We start from the raw sequence: 25,166 nt of genomic DNA on the forward strand, positions 1-25,166 counted from the left end.
TGGACTTTTAAAAGCCCCTGGGACCTACTCGCTTCGTTAAAGGGTTAAGAAATTAGGCTATATCACGTGGAAATTAAAGAGAATTTTACCTAAAATAGGGTTATTTAAATGTCTAGAAATCAAATTTATAAGTGGCTCCTGCCAGTATTTGAAAACTCTGAACCCTGAAATTAGCCCAGCGCTGGTAGTCATTATTGGCGAGGTTACTGGCTTTGGCAAAGATGGAAAGCTGATCACTCAGGCGATAACCTACGTGTGCATTAGCGTCGATATAGGCATCGAGGGTGATTATGTTTGCCGGAAAATCTGAAGGCTGAGCATTAGGAATAACTACGGCACTGAGATCCTCCCGTTCTCCAACATAAAAAATATTTGCCCCCATAAACCAATTTTCATCCAACTGATAGTCCATAAATAAGGACCCCTCTAAATTGGGAAGGTTCCATGCCGGGTTGTCGGTTTCGGTATCGTATTCTGAAACTGAGGCGTTGATCCCGAGGCTGAAATTCCGGTTGACATCAAGATTGAGCTCCCCAAAAATGCCAAGCGTCTTCACGTCGTCATAAAACAATTCAAATGAATTGCCGTAGGTATAGCCCTTTTCATCATCCCGGAAATCATTTTGGGGATTTAACTTGAATAACGGCTTTCTATTTTCTGCCTTATAGGATCCTCTGACATTATAGCTCAGGTTAGGGAAGAGCTGCCCCTTAAATCCAAGTTCAGCATTGTATTGCTGATCTGTAGGCTGAATAACCAGGGTAGGCGAAACAAAGGGGTTTTCCTCCACAAAATCGGCATAAGAATTCTGACGCAATTCTCCATTAACTCCTCCATAAACAATTACTACCTCATCCAGCAATCTGTAAGAGGCAGTCACCTGGGGGTAGATATAGAAGTTTCCCTCGCTGTTCTCCATGTCCATCCCATAAACCAGATTGGCCCCCAGGCGAATATGCAATTCGTCCTTCTCAATTAAGATAGACGGACTGAGGCCCACCTGAAACTGAGAATACGCTATACCTTCCGCGTTTGCGGTATTATTGACATCAGCATTGGCAAACTCACCTTCCACATAATCTGTTTTAAAGCCCAGCATAAAGGATTCCTGACTCAATGGAAAATCAAGGCTAGTAAGCAGGCTAGCCCTGTTTTCTCCTGATTCTACCTCATCCCAGAATCTTTTAAGGCTCAGTTCACCCTTGCTAAAAACGGCATCCTCCTGTCTGAAACTGGCCCCTACATCAGCATTATAATACTGTTGTTGTTCATCAATTCCAGCAATGGTAGCCTCATCAAAAACCCCTTCAGGAAGTCCGTACCAATTGTAGAGTTTATGTCCTCCGCCCAGGGATATTCCCCAGTCTCCATCGCGACCTCTATTAGAATAGGCAGCATTTATATCGGTGTTGTAGAAATCTGTCTCCAGAGGCGTAAAATCCAGGTCGCCTCTTGAGGAGAAATGATTGACCCCAACATCAATTCTTTGTTTCCCACGATCGAAATCCCTACTCGTATATACATCGAGGAGGGCATTGTTATAATTTCCTAAACCCATTGAAACAGACGAATTGTAAAGTTTTTCTGGAGTTGCTTTCTGAACAGTAGCGGCAGTCCCCTTTGCAGGTACAAAAGTGGAGGCAACAGGCACTGAAAATATACTGTATTTGATCTCTTTTTTAGCTTGTATTATGGAGTCGATGAGAACGGGCACCGACTTAATTTTAAACGCGTCAGAGACCGTTGGCGAATACGGTTTTACAACGGTGACCGTTTCAGTTCCCAGATCCTTTTCCTGAGCTAAAACACCCAGGGTAGAGCCGAAAAGAATACCTAATATTATTATAAACTTCCTTGACATAATTGTGAGCGTTGTTTAATTCTCCCCTGTGTTTACAGAAGCATTTTTCTCAGCCTCCTTGGTTTTTATCTCCGCCAGTTCCTCCCTGGCTTTGGATTCTATTTCAGGAAACTGAGTGAAATTTGAGATAACACTTTCCAGGATGTAGGTTGCCTGAAAAGCATCCCCAAGGGCATAAAAGTTCTGGGCCATTATAATCAATCCTTTACCTCCCCATTCTTTATAAATAGCATATTCCCTAGCTAGTTTCTGGACGGCAATATTGCTTTCTTCCAGGGCCCCGCGCTTTTGTTTGAAATAGGCTTCAAAATACAAGGCTTCTGCAGCGAGCGACCCTGAAGCTATCTTCTGTACTTTCGCATAAGCCTCTTCTGCAGTTTCCTCGTCATCTGTTTTCATGGCAGATCTGGCGATCATGATCTGTGCATCACTCTTTATCCTGTCATCTATGCCAGGGGAGTTCATCACCTTATTGGCATACTCCAGTGTTTTTTCATAATTCTTTTGATCGTAGTATGCCTTCATCAGATTCTGCCTGGCATACGTCCTGTTTTGCGTAATGTCAGCAGAATTCTCCAGCTGGATCAGGTATTCCATCGCGGTAGCGTAGGCCTCTTTTGCAAGCAGGAGTTCACAAACACGAGTCAATGCCTGTTCCTTATAGTCACTTCCTCCCCTGTCGGCCACATATTTAAAGGAATTCAATGCCTTTTCCTGATTCCCCTCGGAAAACTGCAACTGGGCATATTTAAAATGTGCATCTACAATGTGTAACCCGGAAGGAAATTCCGAGATATAATTTGCATAACCTTTTATGGCGGCAGAGGTACGCCCTTCAAGGGCCTGTTTTTCTGCAGATTCATAGGTGGCATTATCAAGATCAGCATCTGATACCTCAACAAAATCGAGATTTCTTACCCAGGCCGCATATTCATTTACCCTGCCCATATCCATATAGACCAATTTTGCCGTGTTCACTGCCTGAATTGCTTCCTGAGAGTTGGGATATTTGTCGACCACCGAGCCGAATTTAGACAGGGCTTCTTCATTGCGATTGGCATTGTAATGAACCAACCCCTGCCGCAGAAGTGCCTGAGGTACCAGTTTACTACCTGGATAAGAATCCACCAGGTCGGCAAACGCATTTAGTCCTTCCTGGTCTCTGTTTTCCCTGATATAGGAATTCCCCAGTTCAAAAAGAACATCATCTTTTAATGTTGAGGCGGGATAGGCAGTTAAAAACGCATTGAGTTCAGACAGTTTCGTGGAATTCCGCCCCATAAATCCGTAGCTAACAGCTTTCTGGAATGCAGCATAATCCTTTTCTCTGCCATTACCGGAAATATAGTCGTTATAGGCACCAATGGCACTGTCGTATCTGCTTGTAACAAAATAACAATCCCCAAGCCTTACCTGGGCATCCTGAGCTTTTTCATTCCCTCTGGAACCTGATTTATAACTCCTGAAATACGGTATAGCCGAATTGTAATCCTTTAACTTAAAATAGGAATACCCCAAATTGTAATCCAGGTCTTTAAATTCTTCTGTTCTGGAGGCAACCGGACTTTGTTGGAAGCGGATATATTCTACCAGAGCCTCGTCAAAACGGTTGAGCAAATAACTGGCTTCGCCCTTCCAGTATCGAGACCTTGCCGTAAAAACAGCATCAGCATCACTTTTAATAGCCCTGTTTAAAACATCGACCGTTTCAGCATAATCTCCCTCGAGAAATAATTCCATTCCCCGGAAAAAAGCTACTTTCTGGTAGGTCGCTTTATTGGCGTAATTCCTGTTCCCTTCTAGTAAGTCAAGTGCACCTTTAAAATTTCTTGAGGTGAGGTAAGAGTCCACCAGTAAGTCCTGTATTTCAGGGACATATGTGTCTTTAGGATATCGATCAAGATAGGTTGAAAGAACCTGCGTCACAGGCTCATAGGCATTCCCGATCTCATAACTGAGTCGGGCGTAATTGAGCAGGGCGTCTTTTTCTATTTCAGGAGAAAAATCCATTTGTGATGCATTTCTGAAGGCATTAAGAGCTTCTTGTTTCTTCCCGAGATTTAGATAGCACTCAGCAAGGTGGTAATAAGCATTCTGCGCCACGCTGTTCGTACCCCCAATTATCTTATTGAATTGCAGGATGGCATTGGCATAATCCTGCTGCTGGTAATAACAGTAACCCAGCTGATAATAGTCTGTATTGTTCCATCTGCCGCGCTTCCCTCGATAGGCTTCCAGGTAGGGAATGGCCTGAGCGTATTGCTGCAGATTGAAATAACTCTCCCCTATAATCTTGTTGAGTTCGGAAATCTCCTGCCTGTCTGAATTTGGAAGCTGTTTTTTTCCCAGGGCGATGGCTTCTTCAAAATTGCCCAGCTTGAAGTTCAGATCTGCCTGAAAGTAGGAGAGTTTCTCATCGAGAAGATCCTGGTCTGTGATCTGATCAAATCTTTCGGTAGCTTCCTGATAATCGTCCTGCTGATAGGCTATAAATCCGAGGTAATATTTGGCTTGCGAACCGTATTCGGCTGAATTTAAAACACGGTTAAAATAGCTTTTAGCCTCCTCGGGCTTTTTTGCAGCGTAGAGGGAATAGCCAAGATTGAAGTTGTAGCGTTCCCGGTCCTTTTTGGGAACCGTATAAGGCTCTACTTTCTTATACCATTTAAGCGCATACGGATATTTACCATTCTCGAAGTAATAGTCGGCTACATCCATAAAGGCCGCATCGCGTTTGGTAGAAGTGGGGTAGCTTTCCACAAAATCTTCCATCAGTCGGTCTGCCCCCAGCTGATTGAGTCTTACAGCTGCGTTGGCCGCGTAATAGGCACTGTTGGCTTTGGTTTCCTCGTTTTGGGTCCTTGCTTTTACTTTTTCAAAGAGGGTCTGCGCAGCCTGGTACTGTTTATTATTATATAGTTGCAGCGCTTCCTGGTATTCACTGTCATCATGGGTATAGATACCAGATTCCTGGGCATTTGCCACAAATAGCAGCCCAAGGGCCACGAGGGTGAAGGCGGTCTTTTTCTTTAACATAGTGTTCTAAAACTCGTGAGAATTACCGTATTTGTCTTAGTAACGGCAAATATCGGGTTGCAGTATAATCCAGTCAAAGAAAAAGTTTTTTAAGGAGGCTGTACTTTTTATCCTGCAGAACTTATTACTTTTATATCAACAAAAGATGCATGGAAGAGCCTGTACTAAGCTTAAAGGAAGTTGCTGTTTTCCAAAAAGAAAATTTGGTTTTAAACGATATCAATTTGGAGGTCAGGAAAGGTGAATTTGTATACCTGATCGGAAAAACCGGGAGTGGAAAGAGTAGTTTTATGAAAACTCTTTATGCCGATCTTCCATTGAAACAGGGTCATGGCCGGGTTGTAGGGTTTAATCTTAAAACACTTGAGGAGAAGAATATCCCGTACCTGAGACGAAAACTAGGAGTAGTTTTTCAGGATTTTAAACTTCTCCCGGACAGGAACATCCATAAAAATCTTCTATTTGTCCTGAAAGCTACTGGTTGGAAAGATTCGAGTAAGATGGATGCCAAGATCGAGGAGGTTCTCGAAAAAGTAGGGATGAAGACCAAAGGATTTAAATTTCCCCACGAACTTTCGGGGGGAGAGCAACAGCGGGTAGCCATTGCCAGAGCCTTACTCAATGACCCCGAACTTATCCTTGCTGATGAACCTACGGGAAATCTCGATCCTCAGACCAGCGTGGAAGTAATGAAGGTGCTACAGGAAATCAACCAGACAGGACGTACTATCCTAATGGCCACACACGACTACGCCCTGATCCTGAAATACCCTTCAAAGACCTTAAAATGTGATGGAAATAAGGTTTTCGAAGTAGTTCAGAAAGCTGTATAATAATTTATACAACCACCTATTTTTAGGATTTCTGAAAGGAAAAAAAACGTATCTTTCCACAACAACCAACCTGATTTATTATGAAACTGAAAGCTTTTACCTTACCCCTATTCTTGCTATTCCTATTTTCATGTAAAACAGATACTGCTCCACTAGCTGAAAATGTTGTAGAGGAAGTAAAAGTTTGGCAGCCTGAGGATACCCGCAGTATGACCGGAGTCATGGCCAAAAGGGGCCTGATCTACAATTCTGAAACGGATACTGAAGGTTTTGTTCTATTTGAACCATCGAGCAGTACATCCACTTTTTTAATAAACAAGAATGGAGAGGTAGTTCATCGCTGGGATTCCGATCTCAATTCAATGAACTCCTACCTTCAACCAAACGGACATCTTATCCGGATGGAACGCGATGAAAATTTCCCAACCTTTGCGGCGGGAGGGCAATCCGGTAGAATTAAGGAATACGACTGGGAGGGTAATCTCGTATGGGACTTTGCCTATTTCAGTGAAACCTACCTCACCCACCACGATATAGAAGTAATGCCGAATGGCAACATCCTTGCGATTTCGTATGATGCACTAAGTGCAGAGGAGGCCGAAGCAGCAGGCATGGATCCCCAACATATCCCAAAGGCGGGGATATGGCTCGATAAGATCGTAGAGATTGAACCTGTAAAGCCTGAAGGAGGCAAGATAATCTGGGAGTGGAGAATGCAGGACCATCTCGTACAGGAATTCGATCCTGCGAAAAAGAACTATGCAGCAGTTGCAGAACATCCCAGAAAGATCAATCTCAATACAGCCAGTGAAGAAGCCGGGCCACCCATGTCCCAGGAACGTCTGGACCAGATGAAAAAAATGGGCTTTTTAACTTCCAATGCGACAATAGACAACCAGGGCTCGGATATCACCCATACAAATGCCATATCGTATAATCCTGAACTCGATCAGATCGTCATTAGTGTTCCAGGATATGGAGAGATCTTTGTCATTGATCACAGTACTACCACAGAGGAAGCCAGAACAACATCCGGAGGCAGGTCAGGATTAGGGGGAGAATTGTTATACCGCTGGGGAAATCCCGCCAACTACGGAAAGGGAACTAAAGAAGATCAGAATTTATATGGACAACACGACAGCAAATGGATCCCCAAAGGATACCCTGGAGAAGGGAATCTAATGGTCTACAACAACGACATTCCTCATCCGGACAACAAGCTTCCCAATATGTGGGCAGCTCTGGCAGGTAATCCCTCGCCCGAATTAAATGTATCTGTAGGAGATGTAGGTAATTATTCTGCTGTCCATGAATGGAAGATACCCACATCAGAAAACGGAATTTACGAGCCCAATGAGGATGGGGTATTCGGGCCAAAAACACCCGACTGGACCTACACTGCCCCGGATAAATATTCTATGTATTCTTCCTTTATATCAGGGGCACATCGACTAAAAAACGGACATACTTTTATCACACAGGGGAAGCAGGGTAGATTTATAGAAGTTGATGAGAATGGCAAACTGGTCTGGGAATACTGGAATCCTTACATAGATGACTACAAATTACCAGACGGATCCCCTGCTCAACCAACGGGGCCTTTTATATACGGAATTTTCAGGGCCACTTTATACCCGGAAGATCACCCAGCTTTCATGGGTAAAAACCTGGAGCCAATAACTCCCCAACCCGATCCCTTTATCTTTAAAATGCCTCCTCCACAGGAAGAAACCACTCAATAAAATATCAACCTTAAACCAAGAATAATGTCAATTAAAATTATCGGAGCCGGATTCCCTAGAACGGGAACCACCACACTTAAAAGATCGCTTGAAATGCTTGGGTTTGATCATGTTTATCACATGAAAGAACTTCTTGTAAACCCACATAATCTTCACTACTGGAAAACTCTTTCTGAAACAGGCGACACAGATTGGGAAGGCCTTTACAAAGGGTATGATGCCACAGTGGACTTTCCTGGATATCCCTGGTATAAAGAACATATGAAACGCTATCCGGATGCCAAGGTAATCCTTACTGTCAGGGATTTTGATGCCTGGTACAAAAGTGTAGACAGTACAGTTTACCGGGCCGGACCTCAGACTCCCGGAGAGAAAATAAAGATGATGGGGAAGCTGCTTTTTAGCTCAAGGGCCAGAAATGTGGTGAAATGCATTAAATTCTTTAAAAAGACCTTTTTTGCTGGGGAGTTAAATGGCAATTTCGAAGATAAAGCACATGCGCAAAAAGTTTGGGAAGGCCATCTGGCAGAGGTAAAACGGTTTGTCCCTGAAGATAAACTATTGGTATACGATGTGCGAGATGGCTGGGCACCCCTTTGTAAATTCCTGGGGGTTGAAGAACCGGGCGAATCTCTGCCACATTTAAACAAGAAGGAAAACTTTAAAGAAATGCTTCCTAAATTAATGAAAGGGCAAATGGCCTGATTGATTTTAAATGTAATTCTTTCTCAGGTCTGTAACCAGATCATTTAGTAATCCGCATTGAATTTCCCTGTATGAATTCAGAAACCTGGCAGGTAAAGGCCACGCTTTTGTTGGTGAGTAGTCTTACCATCATGTCTATGATCACCATTTCGGCTTCGCTTCCGGATATGACCGAAACTTTTTCAGATGTTCCCAATCATCTTGCCCTGGTAAAATTATCCCTTTCGTTTCCAGGGTTATTTATTGCCCTCAGTGCCATTGCAGCAGGAATAATTATAGATAAAACCGGGAGATTAAAACTATTAGGGGTTGCGCTGGTCCTGTATGCCATCGGTGGCACTTCGGGGTACTGGCTTAAAAACCTCTATGCGATCCTGGCCGGAAGGGCACTGCTTGGTATTTCCGTTGGAATTTCCATGACTATCGTCACTACACTCGTAGCCGATTATTACCAGGGAAAGGCCCGGCAGAAATTTGCGGGACTGCAAATCGCCGTAATGTCCTTAGGAGGTATACTATTTATTACCCTTGGGGGGATCCTTGCCGACATCAACTGGCGTGTTCCTTTTTTACTATACCTGTTTTCACTCCTCATCCTTCCCCCCGCCTTCCTTTTTCTAAAAGAACCCGGGAGGGTAAAACAACCCGAACAAAAGAGTAAAATTAAATCCCCGGGGATTATCTGGTTGATCTTTGGCAATGTGATGCTGATGTGGATCATCTTCTTTATTATCCCCGTACAGATTCCGTTCTATCTGAAATCAATTGGAATAGAAAAAAATACAATGATTGGGATTGCTATCGCTTCCAGTACGCTGTTTTCTGCCATTTCCTCATTTTCCTATAGCAGGATCAAGGACTTGTTGGGTTTTCGCCAGATCTTTGGCCTTGGTTACTTCCTGATGGCCCTTGCATTCATTGCGATCGCATACGGAAACTCATATGTCATGGTGCTGTTGGGAATGCTTCTGGCCGGTTTTGGTATGGGCCTTATGATTCCAAATGCCAATGTCTGGGTAATGCAACTGGCTCCTCAGGAAATCAGAGGTCAGGAGATAGGGCGCCTGACTACCTTCTGGTTTCTAGGGCAGTTCTTATCCCCACTTGTGCTTCTTCCTTTTTTGGATTATTTTTCACTTGCTCAATTATTTTATGGCCTTGGCATCGTTTTGTTTGGACTTACCTTGACCTTTCTGGTCTGGTATTGGGTTCAACCACGACAAATACAGTGAATTTTTGATAATAGTTATCCCCCAATCTATTGATACGGAAGATAAAAACCTCAGCCCCCGATAAGAAATCGAACCCCATGATTGGGGTATTGCTCTTTATTATTTCCCTGATATTACTTGTCATCACAGGTCCAGTCGGATTTCTCTACGGCCTATTTCACTCTTTGATTAAAGGTGGGATTTCTGGTCTGGGGGAATACCTGTTGAAGATTGCCGTTTCGATAGACCAGCTGGGCAATGTGATGATGCAGCATTTACTGAATCTGTTATGGATAAGGAAGGGAGGCTATCCCTTCGGCAACAGGGATGAAACCATCTCCAGTGCTCTTGGAAGGAATAAGAAACTGGGTATGCTAACCGGGTTCGGGAAAGGCATCGACAAATTTCTTGATACAATCGATCCCAATCATTCACTGAATTCCATTGATTACTATGTAGAGCCCTCCCCCAAAATTATAGACAAACTAGCATGGGTACTGGTTGAAAACAAAAAGCTTTTATGTGTCAGGAGTAAGGGAAAGGAATTGTTCTATATCCCAGGTGGAAAAAGGGAAAAAGGTGAATCGGATCTGATGGCATTGAGCCGGGAAATTCTGGAAGAACTGCAGGTAATTCTGAAACCGTCCAGTTTTAGCTTTTTAGGAAATTTTGAAGCACAGGCCGATGGGCGACCAAAGGGAATTTTGGTTCGATTGCGCTGTTACGAATCGAATTACAAAGGAATACTACAGCCGGCCTCTGAGATCGCGGAAATGCAATGGCTCGAATTTAAGGATAGGGAGAAAGTATCTAAAGCGGGGCAATTGGTTTTTGATTTTCTTCGAAAACAGGACAGGCTTTAATCATTTTGCTTCACTTTTCATCTCTTAGTTTTTTGTTACTTTTACGGCCGACTAACCGGGCGGGAATCGCCATTTATTTAAAAATTAAATGACAGTACTGGGAATTGACATTGGAGGATCGGGCATGAAAGGTGCCCTGGTGGATTCTATAACGGGAGAAATGCTATCAGAACGATTTCGAATTCCCACACCTGCCTCGCGCAAGCCCAAACCCATGGCCAAGGTTTTTAAGGAAATTGTAGATCATTTCAACTACTCCGGCCCCATTGGTTGTGGCTTTCCCACCACCCTAAGACATGGGGTTTGTAAATCAAAAGGCAATCTCCATAAGAAATGGATCAATGTCAACGTAAAAGAACTATTTAGTGAGGCCTCCGGTTTGCCTGTGACAGTTATCAATGATGCCGATGCTGCGGGTTATGCCACGATGAACTATGGAATAGGGAAAGGACGCAAGGGATTTGTGGTAATGATTACCATCGGTACCGGACTAGGAAGCGGAGCTTTCTGGGATGGTGAACTCATCCCTAATTTTGAATTAGGACAAATACCCTACAAGGAATACGATAAGATTGAGAAATGGGCCGCAGCATCTGCCAAAGAAAAAGAAGGTCTTTCCTATGAGGAATGGGGCAAGAGATTTAATATTTTCCTCGAATACGTAGAAGTCATTGTCTCGCCTGATTTGATTATCCTCGGTGGGGGAACATCAAAGGATTTTGATGAATACAAAGAATATATAACAATCGAAACACCTGTTATTCCGGCCGGTCTCCAGAACCATGCAGGAATCATAGGCGCAGCCGCAGCTGCCATGCACCATCCTATTACCCTTGATTAAAAAGAAAAAAAGCGCCTGATGGCGCTTTTTCTAATTTATTTTATTTCGTTTACGATCCACTTCTTTAAGATAAATCTTCCGTAACCGAATGTGTTTTGGTGTCACTTCAACATATTCATCTTTCTGAATATATTCCAGGGCCTCCTCAAGGGAGAATTTGATCGCAGGAACGATCTTGGCCTTGTCGTCAGCACCAGCCGACCTCACGTTAGACAACTTTTTGGTTTTTGTGACATTAATGGTCATATCATCACCTCTTGAGTTCTCACCGATCACCTGGCCTTCGTAAATATCTTCTCCCGGATCAATAAAGAATCGACCTCTCTCCTGTAATTTATCAATAGAATAAGGGATCGCCTTTCCATTTTCCATAGAAACTAATGATCCGTTCTGCCTTTGAGGAATATCCCCTTTCATAGGCTGATATTCCAGAAAACGGTGTGTCATGATAGCTTCCCCTGCGGTTGCTGTAAGTAATTGGTTCCTCAATCCTATAATCCCTCTTGAAGGGATTAAAAAATCACAGACCATTCGCTCTCCTTTGGCTTCCATTCCGATCATCTCTCCTTTTCTAACGGAGACCATTTCCACTGCCTTTCCTGAAACAGTTTCAGGAAGGTCGATGGTCAGCTGCTCAACGGGCTCACATTTAACCCCGTCAAATTCCCTGATAATTACCTGGGGCTGCCCGATCTGAACTTCATATCCCTCCCTCCTCATCGTTTCAATGAGTACAGACAGGTGTAGTACACCTCTTCCGAACACCATAAACTTATCGGCACTATCGGTTTCTTCAACTCTTAAAGCCAGGTTCTTCTCCAGTTCCTTTTCGAGGCGTTCCTTGATATGCCTGGAAGTCACAAACTTTCCATCCTGTCCAAAAAATGGACTGTCGTTAATAGTGAACAACATGCTCATGGTTGGCTCGTCTATAGCTATGGTTTTTAATCCTTGTGGATTCTCGCTATCTGCAACGGTATCACCAATGTCAAAACCTTCGAGTCCAACCAGGGCACAAATGTCCCCTGTTGCAACTTCTTGTACCTTAATTTTTCCCAGGCCTTCAAAAGTATAAAGCTCTTTGATCTTGGATTTTACCTTACTCCCATCCCTTTTGACCAAAATAATGGGCTGCCCTTCTTTTAAAATGCCTCTCTGTAACCTTCCGATTGCGATTCGACCCGTAAAAGAGGAGTAATCTAGGGAGGTGATCAGCATTTGGGTATTACCTTCTGCCGGTTTAAATTCGGGAATATGTTCCAGGACCATTTCGAGTAAAGGCTCTATGGTTTCAGTGGGTTTTTTCCAGTCTTCGCTCATCCAGTTGTGTTTGGCAGAGCCATAAACCACCGGAAAATCTAACTGCCACTCTTCAGCACCTAATTCATACATCAGATCGAAAACCTTCTCATGCACTTCTTCGGGGGTACAATTTTCCTTGTCTACCTTATTAATTACCACGCAGGGCTTTAATCCCAGACTCAGTGCTTTCTGCAATACAAAACGAGTTTGTGGCATCGGTCCTTCGAAGGCATCTACTAAAAGTAATACCCCGTCTGCCATATTCAAGACCCGCTCTACCTCCCCGCCAAAGTCGGCGTGACCAGGAGTATCGATGATATTGATCTTGGTATCCTTATAGGTAACAGACACATTCTTGGAAACGATAGTAATCCCTCTTTCCCGTTCCAGGTCGTTGTTATCCAGAATCAGGTCGCCAGTCTTTTCATTCTCGCGAAATAACTGACAGTAATGTAAGATCTTATCAACCAGGGTAGTTTTTCCGTGGTCGACGTGAGCAATAATTGCTATATTTTTGGTAGTAGACATCTCTTTGTTTTGAGCCGGCAAAGATAGTCCTATTTTCGGTACCGAAGCTTAAAGTTATAATAATTTTACATTCCTGGTTTTGAGGAAGTTCTGGTAAAATTCAAGTCCTAATAAAGTCTCCTCAAATTCCTACCTTTACGAAAATTTTAGAATGGACCTTACTAAAATCCCACGGCTAAAACACACTGACAGTCAGCAGTTTTTTCTGCTCTCCGGGCCCTGTGCCATCGAAGGAGAAGAAATGGCCCTGCGCATCGCAGAGCAGATCGTAAAAGTGACAGATCGACTGAAGATCCCTTATGTATTTAAAGGGAGTTTTAAAAAGGCCAATAGGAGTCGGGTCGACTCCTTTACGGGGATTGGCGACGAGAAAGCATTAAAGATCCTTCAAAAAGTTTCGCAGACTTTTGATGTACCCACGGTTACAGATATACATGAGGTCTCTGATGCTGAAATGGCAGCTGAATACGTAGATATATTACAAATTCCGGCATTTCTTGTACGCCAGACCGATCTTGTGGTTGCAGCGGCCAAAACCGGTAAAACGGTAAATTTGAAAAAAGGGCAATTCATGAGTCCGGAAAGCATGAAACACGCCGTTACTAAGGTGACCGATTCGGGGAATGATCAGGTGATCATTACCGACAGGGGAACTATGTTTGGTTACCAGGACATGATTGTCGATTTCAGAGGGGTGCCTACTATGAGGCAATACGCCCCTGTTGTGTTAGACGTCACCCATTCTCTTCAACAACCAAATCAATCGTCCGGTGTTACGGGAGGAAGGCCTGCTCTGATCAGCACCATGGCCCGGGCCGGCATTGCGGCGGGCGTTGACGGCCTCTTTATGGAGACCCACTTTGATCCTGCTAATGCGAAGAGTGACGGAGCCAACATGCTTCCTTTGGATAAATTGGATCAACTACTCACTCAATTGACACGTTTGAGGGAAACAATCAACCAATTTGATTCGTAATTAGTTCAGGAATAAAACTTCTTATTCCTCACCTCATATGCGTTACGCAATATGTCGCAAAGGATGTATTCATCGATATCCGCTAAATTTCGATAGCGAAGGGACTTCATCATTTTCCGGCCTTTAGTGGTCATCTTATCCAAATGAACGCTCAGGTGAGCGGCCATCCAAAAGCCCAGGTCTACATAGTCCTCAGTCTGATTGAGATAGCAAAAAGGCCTTCCTTCCAGGTAATAAAACGGAATCCGGTATTTAAATTTAAGGGTGACATCGGGAATTTCCCTTTCGATTATCCCTTTTAAATGCAGGAGTATTGAGCGAAAAGGTTCGGTCTGATCCAGAATAAAAGCAGAGGCAGGATCCATTTTAAAAATCCCTCAGGTACAACAAAGACTATTGATCTCCCTTTCAAAGTCGCGTTTGATCATTCTGGCAAATCTGGAAGGCGTTCTGGGAGAAATTCGAATAGTATTGGTAACCATATCCACGTCAAAATGAAAAGAGGAAAAGTCTCCTGAACATTCATGTTCTAAACGAGCCATCAGGAATTTTGTGATCCTCGGTCTTAATCTATATTCTAAATCGATACATTGACGCTTTAAGTTGACGTCCATATCGTTGGAAAGTATCCAATTAAATTTCACCTTAGAATCCGATTGGTTAATCCATGAAATATATTAAATTTCTTGTACAATCAGGATATTTTGAATCAACTTTTCAATATTTTTAGAAGCACATCGACAAAAGACAATTAATCATAGATTTTGTATTAGAATTCTATCTATTAAATAATGGATACCCTGCCATCTCAGTGGGCAAATTATTAATTAGTTTTTGTCATGGACCAACCTAAATGATGATATTATGAAATTACAAACCCTGACTTTTTATGTACACCTTCTCTTTTTTGCGACCGTCTGGTCACAGAATCATAATCACTTAGGTGGAAAGGCACTTACGTATCCTGACATCCCTGGATTTATAACCCTGAAGAGTGATCTCCATCAGCACACTGTCTTTTCAGATGGTGAGGTTTGGCCTTCCATCAGGGTAATGGAGGCACTGCGTGAAAACCTCGATGTTATTTCTCTTACTGAACATTTGGAATATCAACCCCACAAGGATGACATCCCTCATCCCGACAGAAACCGATCCTACCAACTGGCTCTCGCAGAGGCGGAAGAGCACGATCTGCTCGTTGTACATGGATCTGAAATCACCCGAAATGCTCCCATCGGACACAGCAATGCTGTCTTTTTAAATGATGCTAATCTTTTGTTAGACACCAATCCCAGGGTACCTTTTGCAGAGGCTAATAAACAGGGGGCTTTTGTATTCTGGAACCACCCTGCCTGGTACCGGCAGAGTCCGACCGGAAATCCCGTCCTGGGTGAATTTCAGCTCGAGCTGATCAAAAGAGGAGAATTACACGGGATTGAGGTGATCAATGAATACGATTATGCGGAAGAATCACTTGCTTTGGCTTTGGAGCACGACCTTACGATCATGGGAACAAGTGATATCCATGGATTAATCGACTGGCAGTATCTGGAAAAAGGGTACCACCGTCCTATCACACTTGTTTTTGCAAAGGAAAGAACTCGTGAAAGTTTAAGAACTGCGTTGTTTGAAGGCAGAACCGTGGCCGTGTATAATTCACTGCTGGTGGGGAAGTCGGAATTCCTGATCCCTTTAATTAAAAATAGCATTCAGGTCAAAAGAGCAGAATACATAGAGAACACACAAATTCTCGAGATCGAGCTTGAAAATATTTCAAGCAGTGACCTCTTATTTGAAAATAGAATGGAATATACTTTTTACAGCAACGCAGCGGTATTTGAAATTGCGGCAGGAGAAACAAGGATACTCAAGGTTAAAACCCTGGAACAACAAACACAGATTAGTTTGAAGTTAAAGGCCCTTAAGGCATATACAGCCCCTAAAACAAATCCTGAAATAAGCTGGGTTATTCAATTAAACTAAGAACTACTCTTTGCCGTCTACATAATCCTGTAAATATGCATAATGAGGGGTTAACTTCCCGTTATGTGTCATTCTGGCCCTGTCTAAGATGCCTCTTTTATCACCATTAAAAAAGGCCGGAATAACGTGATCAACAAAGGTATCTCCAAAGCCTTCGCTGGCATCTCTTGGTAATTCTGCCGGAAGATTATCTACCGCCATTACGGCAATAGTTCCTTCTTGGGTATAGGAAGTTTCAGCCTCTTTCTCAGGATCATAGCCGTAAATTGGATCGGCAATTGTAGATGCCCGCAGTGTTGTGGCGACCGGTCCGTCAATATCGCAGCTGATATCAGCGACCACCTGAACCTTAAATTCTTTTCGTTTTACGTCTGATCTGGTAAAAAGGAAGGGGGCTCCATCTCCGTAAAAATGTCCTGCAATATAGATATCAGATACACTGGCAAAACGCATAAAGTCTGATTCGTATTCCTCAGGGTGATCAAAGAAATCCTGCATGGGTAATGGCTGCCCATCTTTCCTGCGATTATAATCTAACACATCGATTTGACAATACACCGGTTCCTGAAACGACTTATGCAGGTAATCTTCTACGGTCACCTCTTTAAGCTGCATTCCATCGAGAATTTCTTTAGCGCCGTTCCCAACTCTTCCTTTTCCCGTCAGGAGAATTTTTATAGGGGGCAAAGAAATTGTTTTCAAAGTACTGATCAATTCCTGCTGGTCTTTCAGTGCTTCGGCCTTTGGGATTTCAAATGATGAGCTTTTTAAACCATATGCCCGAATGCCATTATAGGCTCCAACAATACCCGCATAGCGTCCGAAAGCAACAAGTCTTACGCCTTTCTCGTTCGTAATCACCTCATGGTCGTACAACTCGATATTCATTTGTAAAACGGCCTGCAACAACTTGCGGTTATAGGGCTGTTTCTTAATTGTATGAGAGAAAAAGAAATATTTTTTACCAGGGATCAAAGCTTCAATAGGGACTTCTTTTACGCCTATTAATACATCGCAGTTTTCCATAGCAGGGGTTACCGAAATACCTGCGGACCGGTACTCATCATCGTGAAATACACGGATGGGAGAGGGTTCTACACTTATTTTAGCCTCTGGAAAGGATTTCAGGACTTTTTGGCAGGCTGTAGGAGATAGCACAACCCTCTTGTCTGGTGGGTTTTTTCGCTCTCTGATGATTCCGAAATGTATCATAGGGTTTGGTATAGAATTTGCTCAAAATTACGCGGATTTAAGGCGGTGCACAAACTTTTTGGTATCTTCGCAATCCTTTTTACCAAAAGTAAGTTCTTTAACATATTGGGGCCGACTGGTTTTGACAGCGAGACCAATGGCATTGTAAGCATGTCGAGCGCTGGGATATAGCTCGTTAATCTCATATTTCACACTTTTTAAATGGCGAATCTAATTACGCTCTTGCCGCTTAATCTGAATTATAGTAGGATTTAGCCTCGTCCCTGCAAGGCAGGGAAGCGAGATGTCCCGGGATAGCCCTTGTTGATGGCGATCCGTTATGGGGCACCATAAAAATCAACATAAAGCCCTTTTTGCTTTATTAAGGGTTAAAAGATAAGGAAGCTAAGTGTTCATTAGGCGGTTTTTGGTCAGATGGACAACGAAAATCAAACAAAAACTAAGCATGTAGAAAGCAGTGATATTGCTTGTTTGGACGGGAGTTCGATTCTCCCCGGCTCCACCTTCGCCCTCCGTAGCTTGAGCACAGCGAAAGCGAAGGAGGGCTTTATTTTTTTACTCCATATTTAGATTTATATATAGGTAACTGGAGGGCTTGCCGCCCCCGCTAAAGCTTTAGCGGCACGCGGGCGGCGGATGCCGATCCACTTGTTCTAATATTTTAATTAATTCCAAATCTTGAGCACAGCGAAAGCGAAGGAGGGCTTTATTTTTTGTATCTCTTCATTTTGAGTTAAATATATAGTTCTGGTAGGTTGAGGTTTTCAATGTATTTCCCAAGCATGATTATGCAATATCATTTCAGTCTGGAATTATACCTTTTGTCTTATTTCGTAAAAATTGTGGTTCTTCCCTTTGCCATATACATTTTAAAATGCGAGAACGGACAGTTCTACACTGGATTTACGAGTAATATTACCAAAAGACTATCTTCCCACAGAGAACGCAAGGTGTCTTTTACTAAAGACAAACTCCCGGTTAGACTCATCCATGTCTCCTATTTTTCAGATGTCCAAAAAGCTTATGACTTTGAGCGGTATTTAAAGTCGGGGTCTGGAATTGCTTTCAGAAATAAAAGATTGATATAAATACTATCGGCAGCTTGGTTTAGCCTCATTTAAATAATAGACTGGAGCTCTGTCGTTAAGGTTGCAGATCTGAAGCATATAGAACACCGAAGGTAATCTCCCCGGCTCCACGACACTCAAAAATACGCAGCAGATAAAGGCAGAAAAAAATGCCGAGCTTGCTTGAGCATTTTTGAAAGCATTTGGATGCCCATTGTGCCAACAATGGGTATTTTTATTTGCAAACCTGCGAGACCCGGAGAACACCGAAGGTAATCTCCCCAAAACCTACATATACAATTTGAAAGACTAAGATCATTAAATTATAGAAGCCCATTGTTCGCAGAATTGATTTCTTTCTTAACTACCAATTTGCCTCTCTTAATGCCTAAATCTATGTGCTTTAACGTTTTAAATGATGAAATCAAGGAATTTCTGAGTTCTATTGCAGGATTTCCCTTAGATTAGGAGTCCCAAAAAATCAATTTTGAATATAACCAAGACCAAATTTGCTATTGTTCTAGCTATTGTAATAGTTGGATTTGGCATTGGGATATACCTTCAAGATCTCAAACACCAGGAGAGTACGGAAGCAGCCTGGAAAGCAAATAGGTATAATCTGGAAAGATTTAATCAAATCAGGGATTATACTATAAAATTGAATGCTGCCAATTGGAGGTTGATGCGGGATAGTATAGGACAAGAACTAGACAGCTTTATCATACTGCGATTCCGCAAAGAAGTTGATAGCCTGAAGGCCCTGGAAAATAATCAATAAACCTCTTTCCGAGAGTTAGCACACTTCACAACAGTACTTGAAAGTTATCTTTTAGAAAATCTGACAATCTCATGCAATTATTCCGCTGCTTTCCTTCATATCTTAGGACCTGATTAAAATGCAACCAAGTGACCTTGATCTTTTCTGGGACTATTACTGCCTTCAATAAATCAAATCCTTCGCAGGCTTTGGCATTTTTGATAACAATCTTGTTATTGATCCAGGTAAATATCCAAGGTCAGGAATTCATATCTGACGAAAGAGATACTTTAGTTCGGAGTCAGTTAAGGTTAAAACACGACAATGACTTCCTCACCCTAAGTGATCGCTACTATTCTTCAGGGCTTTTTCTGAGTTATACACGGCGACTGAGATCATCGGTAAGGGAAAATGAGCAGCAGCAACTCTCGCTCACTATGGGACAGGAAATCTTCACCCCTTCTAATATTACAACTACCGATATTTCGCAGCAGGACCGACCTTACGTGGGATACTCAGGATTACAGGCGAGCTGGTCCAGAGTAAGGGAAAACAGGGCGCTAGAAACGAGACTACTCCTTGGCCTTGCCGGAAATAACTCCGGTGCAGGCGGATTTCAGCGCTGGTACCACAATTTTTTGGTAGTATCCGATCCGCCGGTTTGGGTAGGGGAAATGAACAATAGTTTTCACGCTAACCTGTATCTCAATTTACATCGGGAATGGTGGCTTGCTCCACTCCCCTTTTCTGTTAGCCTGGGTCTGCAGCCCGAGGTTGCGTTTGGAACAAGGGATCAATACGGCGAAATCAACCTTATCGCTTTTTTCGGGCGGAGAAATCCATTGATGTCGAGCATGGTGTATGAACGCATAGGGAGCACGGCAAGGGAAATTTTCATCACCCTTCAGGCTGGCTATAGGAAGGTGTTTTATAATGGCATGTTACAAGGGAACGCCCTCGGAGATGATTCAATTTTTCTTATCGATGCCAACGAGAATTTAATTTTTGGAACCTTTAGCGTTCAACACCGATTTCAGAAAAATGAATATCGCTTTAGATACCAAATCCAGTCGGCTGAAGCGGCGGGAAACAAGTCACATAAGTTCATTACCCTTTCCTATGCCAGAAACTTCTAAGAAAATAGGGTTGGTCACTTACTTTTTCTTTTCACAGAAACTACAGAAATTTAGTATTTTTAGCCTGTAAAAATTGTTTATGAAAACCGCAAAGAATCTATTTAGCCTTATTTTACTAGCCTTTTTAACTGTACAATGTTCAAATGACGAAGGCGATGATACGAATACAGTTATCAGTCCGCCTGTTGCAGATTTTGACGCTTTGGCTACAACCATTCGTGCAGGTACAAGGGTTCAGTTTGTAAACGGTTCAACAAATGCCACTTCTTTTGAGTGGACTTTCGAGGGTGGAACACCCGGAACCAGTACCGAAGTAGAACCTTCTATTGAATATCAGGTTGCAGGAACTTATGACGTTACCCTAACTGCGATAAACAGTGAAGCAGAAAACACCTTATTGCTCGAGAATTTTATCACCGTGGTTGATCCTCCGGCAGCAAACTGATCTGATTCTAGAATTTTAGGCCGTATTTTACTCCTTTTTTATGATCATCTTTGTATTGGAATAGATGATATAGGGAATTCTATTTACTTGATATACAGGTATTAACATTTAATCAGCATAGATCTCAGATACCTTTCACATTTGTTTAAGTAAATTATATGAAAATATTATGCTAAGTTAGATATGGCTTATCTGAAATCTTTCCTATCTTTTGGCCTTGATTTTTGAAACGTACTACTATGGACTTACTTAAAAGGGCAGAGACATTTGAAAACTTAAAAATGAGTCATATGTCTACCAGTGACAGGGTACAGGCATCGAGAGATGCCAAGGCACTGATCCTGGGATTGAACGAGATATACAAAAAAACGAAAGATCCGGAACTTATGGATCTTATGAAGCGATTGACCGAAAAAAAGCAAAAGATAGAAAAGCGGATAAAAGGATCTCCGGTGATCTAGAAGCACGGCTTCTCTTGTTACTAAGAGAGAGAATCGTAAAAAATTGATAATGTTTTAATAATCCACAGTAAGATGTGGATTATTTTTTGTCATATTCCCAAAAAATTTAGTTTTAAGTGTTAATTTTGGGAAAATAAAAATATTTCAAAATGGGCAAATTCGAGATTAAAAAAGACAAATCAGGTCAATTCAGATTCAATCTTAAGGCTGGTAACGGACAAGTTATCTTAAGCAGTGAAGCATACAAGACAAAATCGGCCTGCGAAAATGGCATTGAATCTGTTAGAAAAAATTCTAAGAACGACTCAATGTTCGAGCGGAAAGTCGCTAAGAACGGAAAACCGTATTTTGGCCTGAAAGCCTCTAACGGGCAGGAGATCGGAGCGAGTCAGATGTATGCATCGGCATCCTCTATGGCCAGTGGTATTGCTTCAGTAAAAAAGAATGCTCCGTCGGCAAAAGTGGTAGATAATTCCTAAATACTGAACGCTTATTATCTAACCCTGAAATTAATCAGGGAAGAAAGGACAACTTCTGTTGTCCTTTTTTTATGATTTACTACCTTTAAAGTAAGAAGTAAGCAGTGTATTGTATAATAGACATTGAAACCACAGGAAACGGGATCAAAGGCAATAAGATCACCGAGATCGCTATTTTTAAATTCAATGGAAAACAGATCACCGAAGAATTTACTTCCCTGGTTAATCCCGAGTGTGAGATTCCGCCTTTTATTACCGGACTTACAGGTATAGACAATGACACCGTCCGAAACGCCCCTCTGTTAAAAGATATTGCAGAAGATATACTGCGGATCACCGATGGCTGTATTTTTGTCGCTCATAGTGTCAACTTCGATTATAATGTAATCCGGAATGAATTTGAACAATTAGGCATCAACTTCGTGAGGAAAAAGTTGTGTACAGTACGTCTTTCAAGGGTCGTATTTCCAGGGTATCGATCGTATAGTCTGGGTAAACTTTGCAGCTCTCTCGGGGTACCCCTTGAAAACAGACACCGGGCAAGAGGTGATGCCCATGCTACGGTTCTTTTGTTTTCTAAAATTTTAAATACGGAAGGAATCGATATTACACTAAAAAAGTTCCTGAATGCACGATCCCAGGAAGCAACCCTTCCTCCTTCATTGCCCAAAGCACAATATAGCAGGCTACCTCAAAAGCCCGGTGTTTATCATTTTAAAAATGATAAAGGAGAAGTTATATATACGGGTAAAGCAAAAAACATTAAAAAAAGGGTTTTGAGCCATTTTTACGATAAAAGTGAAAAGGAGATAAAAATGTGCCGGGCAACCCAAAAGATAGATTTTGAATTATCAGGGAATGAACTCGTAGCCCTTTTGATGGAAAACCATGCGATCAAAAAACTATATCCCCTTTATAACAGAGCTCAGAAAAGGAAGGTGCCAAGAATTGCCATTTTTTCCTATGAAGACAGGGAGGGAATTTTACACCTCGCTTTTTCGAAAATCAACAGTGTACCTCAGCCTTTAACTACATTGTATTCGCTTACTGAAAGCAGGGAATTCCTGGAACAGATTTGTGCCAAATTTGAATTGTGCGCCAAATATTGCCATCTCCAGGATGGCGTTGCTCAATGCAACCATTTCCGACTTGGACCTTGTTCAGGAATTTGCCGAGGGAAAGAAGATATAATTGAATACAATTTAAAAGTGCAGAAAGCCATTGACTATGTCACTTCTGAACGTGAAAACTATATAATTAAAGAGCAAGGCAGGAATCCGGAGGAAGATGCCCTGGTAGTAGTTCGTGATGGATTATATTGTGGGTATGGATTTATTCCCAAGGACCAGCAAATTTCATCGCTGGAAGATGCTATGGCCTATGTTACACCCCAAACAGAGACTCTGGAAGCTAAACGCCTTATAAGTTCATATACTTTTAAAAACCAAAACAATATACTTCTGATGGGGCAAGAATAAAAGGTTATCCAGTTATCGTTTTTTATTTAACTCTCGATACATTCTTACAACAAAAACCATCCATATCAGGAAGATAAAAGCGACGAATATAGAATATGCCAGTATAAAATCCATCACTTCCTGTATTTAAAATAGTTCATAAATCCAAGGATGGTAGGCGCCCAAAAGGCTATAAAAATGGCATCGAGCTTGTTCCCGGTAAGGTAAAGGTATTCAGAGACCACGATGATAGAGAGAACACAAAGGAGCAGTAAAATATTTATTACCCCTACACTTTTAATAAAGTTTTTAAGCATTCCTGTTGGTTATTTGAAATAAAAATACACAAAATCCCTTTCTACCGAAGAGGGTTGTAGGAAATAATTCAAAATAGCTAAATAGAGAGAAACAATGAGTTAACCCTTACATTAAAGAGTTGGGGTATCAGTTAAAAATCGATTGAAGCCTGGAAGAGATTTAGTAAAAACTTCATTTACTTCTCACGGCACATGTATTAAGGCCGAAAATCCCATAGAGCGGACAAAAACCAATCAGACTTGTCAATAGGAAAATAGCCGTAATTGTCAGAAGAACATACGAATACATCCCGGTTACAACTTCGTAATAAACCAATGCACCAGCTACTAAAGCAACAACTACTCTGATCAGTTTATCTAAGGCACCCATGTTCTTTTTCATCTGAATTGGTTTTAAGTTAGTCTATATACGAGCTGAACCACCAGGTATATTAACCCCAGGCAAAGGACACATACTCCTATAAATTTCAATACCCGTTTCAATTTTACGAACCTAAAGTAATTCAGCCAATTAAGACGTCAAATGATTTCAATCATAGGGTCGTTGGACAAACATAATCTGTAAGTTCCATTCCCGCCTCTTTCATGGCATCAAAACCTCCACCAATATCAATCAGGTTGTGAATGCCCCTGCTCTTCAGAATGGAAGCTGCTATTACAGATCGGTAACCTCCGGCACAATGAAGGTAAAAAGGTTGTTCAGCAGGATAAGTATTTAAATGTTCATTGATGTTATCCAAGGGGGTATTTTTTGAGCTTACCAAATGTTCAGAAAGGTATTCAGTCTCTTTCCTCACATCAAACACCGGGGCCGATTCATCGGCTAATTGCTTTTTGAGATCTGCAGCAGGTACAGAAACAATAGTATCGGTTTCCTTTCCGGCTTTAACCCAACTTTCGAATCCACCTTTTAAAAACCCAAGGGTACGGTCGAACCCAACTCTCGATAAGCGGGTAACTGCTTCTTCTTCCTGTCCCTCAGGCGTCACAAGAAGCAAGGTCTGATTCACATCGGCGATCAAGGCACCCACCCATGGAGCAAAATCACCATTTAATCCAATAAAAATTGATCTGGGAATGTGCCCTTTTACAAAGTCCTCCTGGGTTCTGACATCGAGTACAACAGCCTCGGTCTCATTAGCAAGGTTTTCGAACTCATCTGGGGTCAATGCTTTAGTTCCCCTTTTTAAGACATCTCCTATATCTTCATAGCCTTCTTTGTTCATTTTTACATTAAGTGGGAAGTATTTTGGAGGGGGAAGCAGGCCTTCTGTTACCTCCTGAATAAATTCCTCCTTACTCATATCAGCCCTAAGGGCGTAATTTACTTTCTTTTGGTTTCCAAGTGTATCCACCGTCTCCTTCATCATATTTTTTCCACATGCAGATCCTGCTCCATGAGCTGGATATACAATGACATCATTGGCCAGGGGCATGATCTTGGTTCTCAGACTATCGTATAGCAAACCGGCAAGATCTTCCTGTGTCATATGTGCCGCTTTCTGTGCAAGATCGGGTCTTCCTACATCTCCCAGGAAAAGGGTGTCCCCCGAAAATATTGCTACATCCTTGCCTTTTGAATCCTTTAAAAGATAGGTTGTACTCTCCATGGTATGCCCCGGAGTATGCAGAACTTTAATAGTTAGTTCTCCAAGTTTAAATTCCTCTCCGTCTTTTGCAATATAGGCCTCGAAGGTGGGGTCTGCTTTTGGTCCATAGACAATAGGGGCACCGGTTTCTTTGGCCAGCGTTACATGTCCACTTACAAAATCGGCATGAAAGTGAGTTTCGAATACGTATTTTATTTTAGCCCTATCCTTTTCTGCTCTTTTTATATAAGGCGATACTTCTCTAAGGGGGTCGATAATAGCCGCCTCTCCCTTGCTCTCAATGTAATAAGCACCCTGGGCCAGGCATCCTGTATAAATCTGCTCTATAGTCATAGTCTTTTTTG

24 protein-coding genes and 1 other RNA gene are annotated in these 25,166 nt (G+C 42.2%); 16 read left to right on the forward strand and 9 right to left on the reverse strand.

From position 1 onward, the window contains the following. Positions 1-112: 112 nt before the first annotated feature. A complete protein-coding gene (locus tag AB8P51_RS11600; RefSeq protein ID WP_369748991.1) occupies positions 113-1,861 on the reverse strand; it encodes a TonB-dependent receptor in 1,749 nt (582 codons plus the stop codon). Positions 1,862-1,876: 15 nt separating this feature from the next. Further along, the gene (locus AB8P51_RS11605) at positions 1,877-4,897 is read right to left on the reverse strand and encodes a tetratricopeptide repeat protein (protein ID WP_369748992.1); all 3,021 of its coding nucleotides are present in this window, start codon (positions 4,895-4,897) and stop codon (positions 1,877-1,879) included. A gap of 149 nt (positions 4,898-5,046) precedes the next feature. Between AB8P51_RS11605 and AB8P51_RS11610 the strand changes: the two genes are divergently transcribed. The 6 genes from AB8P51_RS11610 (at position 5,047) to ppgK (ending at position 11,092) form a co-directional block, all read left to right on the forward strand. Further along, positions 5,047-5,730, forward strand: coding sequence for a cell division ATP-binding protein FtsE (locus tag AB8P51_RS11610; RefSeq protein WP_369748993.1), 684 nt, complete (start codon positions 5,047-5,049; stop codon positions 5,728-5,730). A gap of 80 nt (positions 5,731-5,810) precedes the next feature. Then, the gene (locus tag AB8P51_RS11615; protein ID WP_369748994.1) at positions 5,811-7,472 is read left to right on the forward strand and encodes an aryl-sulfate sulfotransferase; all 1,662 of its coding nucleotides are present in this window, start codon (positions 5,811-5,813) and stop codon (positions 7,470-7,472) included. Between the two features lie 24 nt (positions 7,473-7,496). Beyond that, positions 7,497-8,177 carry a sulfotransferase family protein gene (locus tag AB8P51_RS11620; RefSeq protein WP_369748995.1) on the forward strand — a complete coding sequence of 227 codons (681 nt, stop codon included), beginning with the start codon at positions 7,497-7,499 and terminating at the stop codon, positions 8,175-8,177. Between the two features lie 71 nt (positions 8,178-8,248). After that, positions 8,249-9,409: an MFS transporter gene (locus AB8P51_RS11625; protein WP_369748996.1), complete on the forward strand. Its 1,161-nt coding sequence runs from the start codon at positions 8,249-8,251 to the stop codon at positions 9,407-9,409. A gap of 77 nt (positions 9,410-9,486) precedes the next feature. Beyond that, complete coding sequence (locus tag AB8P51_RS11630) at positions 9,487-10,251, forward strand: NUDIX domain-containing protein (RefSeq protein WP_369748997.1); 765 nt, start codon at positions 9,487-9,489, stop codon at positions 10,249-10,251. An 88-nt stretch (positions 10,252-10,339) separates the two neighbouring features. Then, the gene (gene ppgK, locus AB8P51_RS11635) at positions 10,340-11,092 is read left to right on the forward strand and encodes a polyphosphate--glucose phosphotransferase (RefSeq protein WP_369748998.1); all 753 of its coding nucleotides are present in this window, start codon (positions 10,340-10,342) and stop codon (positions 11,090-11,092) included. Between the two features lie 30 nt (positions 11,093-11,122). Here ppgK and typA read toward each other — a convergent pair whose 3' ends face one another. After that, positions 11,123-12,922 (reverse strand): translational GTPase TypA, encoded by a 1,800-nt coding sequence (gene typA / locus AB8P51_RS11640; RefSeq protein ID WP_369748999.1) that lies wholly within the window; start codon positions 12,920-12,922, stop codon positions 11,123-11,125. Positions 12,923-13,073: 151 nt separating this feature from the next. Here typA and kdsA point away from each other — a divergent pair, with 151 nt between their 5' ends. Then, positions 13,074-13,898, forward strand: a complete 825-nt coding sequence (gene kdsA, locus AB8P51_RS11645; RefSeq protein WP_369749000.1) for a 3-deoxy-8-phosphooctulonate synthase — start codon at positions 13,074-13,076, stop codon at positions 13,896-13,898. A gap of 5 nt (positions 13,899-13,903) precedes the next feature. Here the strand turns inward: kdsA and AB8P51_RS11650 are convergent, their stop codons facing one another. Both AB8P51_RS11650 and AB8P51_RS11655 read right to left on the reverse strand, forming a co-directional pair. Then, positions 13,904-14,263, reverse strand: a complete 360-nt coding sequence (locus AB8P51_RS11650; protein ID WP_369749001.1) for a DUF1801 domain-containing protein — start codon at positions 14,261-14,263, stop codon at positions 13,904-13,906. Between the two features lie 12 nt (positions 14,264-14,275). Further along, complete coding sequence (locus AB8P51_RS11655; RefSeq protein ID WP_369749002.1) at positions 14,276-14,542, reverse strand: hypothetical protein; 267 nt, start codon at positions 14,540-14,542, stop codon at positions 14,276-14,278. Between the two features lie 220 nt (positions 14,543-14,762). Here AB8P51_RS11655 and AB8P51_RS11660 point away from each other — a divergent pair, with 220 nt between their 5' ends. Further along, positions 14,763-15,881 carry an Sb-PDE family phosphodiesterase gene (locus tag AB8P51_RS11660; RefSeq protein ID WP_369749003.1) on the forward strand — a complete coding sequence of 373 codons (1,119 nt, stop codon included), beginning with the start codon at positions 14,763-14,765 and terminating at the stop codon, positions 15,879-15,881. A gap of 3 nt (positions 15,882-15,884) precedes the next feature. Here the strand turns inward: AB8P51_RS11660 and AB8P51_RS11665 are convergent, their stop codons facing one another. Next, complete coding sequence (locus tag AB8P51_RS11665) at positions 15,885-17,090, reverse strand: NAD(P)-dependent oxidoreductase (protein WP_369749158.1); 1,206 nt, start codon at positions 17,088-17,090, stop codon at positions 15,885-15,887. Between the two features lie 110 nt (positions 17,091-17,200). Here AB8P51_RS11665 and ssrA point away from each other — a divergent pair. The 8 genes from ssrA (at position 17,201) to AB8P51_RS11705 (ending at position 22,916) form a co-directional block, all read left to right on the forward strand. Then, positions 17,201-17,598, forward strand: a transfer-messenger RNA (tmRNA) gene (ssrA, locus tag AB8P51_RS11670). Positions 17,599-17,881: 283 nt separating this feature from the next. Further along, positions 17,882-18,181, forward strand: coding sequence for a GIY-YIG nuclease family protein (locus AB8P51_RS11675; RefSeq protein ID WP_369749004.1), 300 nt, complete (start codon positions 17,882-17,884; stop codon positions 18,179-18,181). A gap of 466 nt (positions 18,182-18,647) precedes the next feature. Beyond that, positions 18,648-18,938 (forward strand): hypothetical protein, encoded by a 291-nt coding sequence (locus AB8P51_RS11680; RefSeq protein ID WP_369749005.1) that lies wholly within the window; start codon positions 18,648-18,650, stop codon positions 18,936-18,938. Between the two features lie 128 nt (positions 18,939-19,066). Next, positions 19,067-20,053: a lipid A-modifier LpxR family protein gene (locus tag AB8P51_RS11685; protein WP_369749006.1), complete on the forward strand. Its 987-nt coding sequence runs from the start codon at positions 19,067-19,069 to the stop codon at positions 20,051-20,053. A gap of 79 nt (positions 20,054-20,132) precedes the next feature. Next, positions 20,133-20,498, forward strand: a complete 366-nt coding sequence (locus AB8P51_RS11690; RefSeq protein WP_369749007.1) for a PKD domain-containing protein — start codon at positions 20,133-20,135, stop codon at positions 20,496-20,498. 239 nt (positions 20,499-20,737) lie between these two features. Next, the gene (locus AB8P51_RS11695) at positions 20,738-20,959 is read left to right on the forward strand and encodes a hypothetical protein (protein ID WP_369749008.1); all 222 of its coding nucleotides are present in this window, start codon (positions 20,738-20,740) and stop codon (positions 20,957-20,959) included. 149 nt (positions 20,960-21,108) lie between these two features. Continuing rightward, a complete protein-coding gene (locus AB8P51_RS11700) occupies positions 21,109-21,438 on the forward strand; it encodes a YegP family protein (protein ID WP_369749009.1) in 330 nt (109 codons plus the stop codon). A 104-nt stretch (positions 21,439-21,542) separates the two neighbouring features. After that, positions 21,543-22,916, forward strand: a complete 1,374-nt coding sequence (locus tag AB8P51_RS11705) for an exonuclease domain-containing protein (RefSeq protein WP_369749010.1) — start codon at positions 21,543-21,545, stop codon at positions 22,914-22,916. Between the two features lie 113 nt (positions 22,917-23,029). On the opposite strand, the gene AB8P51_RS11710 is transcribed toward AB8P51_RS11705, so the two are convergent. The 3 genes from AB8P51_RS11710 to AB8P51_RS11720 all read right to left on the reverse strand — a co-directional run bounded on the left by AB8P51_RS11710 (position 23,030) and on the right by AB8P51_RS11720 (position 25,155). Continuing rightward, positions 23,030-23,212, reverse strand: coding sequence for a hypothetical protein (locus tag AB8P51_RS11710; protein ID WP_369749011.1), 183 nt, complete (start codon positions 23,210-23,212; stop codon positions 23,030-23,032). A 172-nt stretch (positions 23,213-23,384) separates the two neighbouring features. Continuing rightward, positions 23,385-23,594, reverse strand: a complete 210-nt coding sequence (locus AB8P51_RS11715) for a DUF2892 domain-containing protein (protein WP_369749012.1) — start codon at positions 23,592-23,594, stop codon at positions 23,385-23,387. 151 nt (positions 23,595-23,745) lie between these two features. Then, positions 23,746-25,155: a rhodanese-like domain-containing protein gene (locus AB8P51_RS11720; protein WP_369749013.1), complete on the reverse strand. Its 1,410-nt coding sequence runs from the start codon at positions 25,153-25,155 to the stop codon at positions 23,746-23,748. Between the last annotated feature and the right edge of the window lie 11 nt (positions 25,156-25,166).

This window comes from Muriicola sp. SD30 (genome assembly GCF_041205185.1).
GTDB lineage: Bacteria > Bacteroidota > Bacteroidia > Flavobacteriales > Flavobacteriaceae > Muriicola.

Bases quoted from the DNA above. Each gene is read 5' to 3' on its own strand.
- AB8P51_RS11600 (WP_369748991.1), bottom strand. From the start codon at position 1,861: ATGTCAAGGAAGTTTATAATAATATTAGGTATTCTTTTCGGCTCTACC.
- AB8P51_RS11605 (WP_369748992.1), bottom strand. From the start codon at position 4,897: ATGTTAAAGAAAAAGACCGCCTTCACCCTCGTGGCCCTTGGGCTGCTA.
- AB8P51_RS11610 (WP_369748993.1), top strand. From the start codon at position 5,047: ATGGAAGAGCCTGTACTAAGCTTAAAGGAAGTTGCTGTTTTCCAAAAA.
- AB8P51_RS11615 (WP_369748994.1), top strand. From the start codon at position 5,811: ATGAAACTGAAAGCTTTTACCTTACCCCTATTCTTGCTATTCCTATTT.
- AB8P51_RS11620 (WP_369748995.1), top strand. From the start codon at position 7,497: ATGTCAATTAAAATTATCGGAGCCGGATTCCCTAGAACGGGAACCACC.
- AB8P51_RS11625 (WP_369748996.1), top strand. From the start codon at position 8,249: ATGAATTCAGAAACCTGGCAGGTAAAGGCCACGCTTTTGTTGGTGAGT.
- AB8P51_RS11630 (WP_369748997.1), top strand. From the start codon at position 9,487: ATGATTGGGGTATTGCTCTTTATTATTTCCCTGATATTACTTGTCATC.
- ppgK (WP_369748998.1), top strand. From the start codon at position 10,340: ATGACAGTACTGGGAATTGACATTGGAGGATCGGGCATGAAAGGTGCC.
- typA (WP_369748999.1), bottom strand. From the start codon at position 12,922: ATGTCTACTACCAAAAATATAGCAATTATTGCTCACGTCGACCACGGA.
- kdsA (WP_369749000.1), top strand. From the start codon at position 13,074: ATGGACCTTACTAAAATCCCACGGCTAAAACACACTGACAGTCAGCAG.
- AB8P51_RS11650 (WP_369749001.1), bottom strand. From the start codon at position 14,263: ATGGATCCTGCCTCTGCTTTTATTCTGGATCAGACCGAACCTTTTCGC.
- AB8P51_RS11660 (WP_369749003.1), top strand. From the start codon at position 14,763: ATGAAATTACAAACCCTGACTTTTTATGTACACCTTCTCTTTTTTGCG.
- AB8P51_RS11675 (WP_369749004.1), top strand. From the start codon at position 17,882: ATGCAATATCATTTCAGTCTGGAATTATACCTTTTGTCTTATTTCGTA.
- AB8P51_RS11690 (WP_369749007.1), top strand. From the start codon at position 20,133: ATGAAAACCGCAAAGAATCTATTTAGCCTTATTTTACTAGCCTTTTTA.
- AB8P51_RS11695 (WP_369749008.1), top strand. From the start codon at position 20,738: ATGGACTTACTTAAAAGGGCAGAGACATTTGAAAACTTAAAAATGAGT.
- AB8P51_RS11700 (WP_369749009.1), top strand. From the start codon at position 21,109: ATGGGCAAATTCGAGATTAAAAAAGACAAATCAGGTCAATTCAGATTC.
- AB8P51_RS11710 (WP_369749011.1), bottom strand. From the start codon at position 23,212: ATGCTTAAAAACTTTATTAAAAGTGTAGGGGTAATAAATATTTTACTG.
- AB8P51_RS11715 (WP_369749012.1), bottom strand. From the start codon at position 23,594: ATGAAAAAGAACATGGGTGCCTTAGATAAACTGATCAGAGTAGTTGTT.
- AB8P51_RS11720 (WP_369749013.1), bottom strand. From the start codon at position 25,155: ATGACTATAGAGCAGATTTATACAGGATGCCTGGCCCAGGGTGCTTAT.